The sequence below is a fragment of the Psychrobacter sp. W2-37-MNA-CIBAN-0211 genome, assembly GCF_040309405.1.
GTDB lineage: Bacteria > Pseudomonadota > Gammaproteobacteria > Pseudomonadales > Moraxellaceae > Psychrobacter > Psychrobacter glaciei.
This window is the reverse complement of record NZ_JBEOOU010000457.1, coordinates 1-248: the sequence shown is the minus strand read 5'-3', so window position 1 is coordinate 248 and position 248 is coordinate 1. Positions and strand designations below refer to the sequence as shown.

Sequence of the window (248 nt, the reverse complement as noted above, 5' to 3'; positions counted from 1 at the left end):
GCGCATTGCTGTTGAAGACATAAAACAGCGCTTTAACGCCTATATACAGCGTCAAGATATTGCCCTCTTACCTGAGACGGCTGAGCTGACAGACATCGGCCACACTTTTGATGAGATGGGCTTGCCCTCAGTCCGTGAAGCGACTGATGCGATAGCCAACCTATTTGTACAACTGACGACTCATGATGTTAATGTGCTCAGTTGGAATGTTACTCAAGCGTTGGCTGAGGGCTTGACCTCTATAGAGC

General features: G+C 48.4%; 1 protein-coding gene. It reads left to right on the top strand.

Annotated features, from left to right (window positions below):
- On the top strand, positions 1–248 hold a 248-nt coding region (locus tag AAEY72_RS15875; RefSeq protein WP_352311612.1), incomplete at both ends, for a hypothetical protein.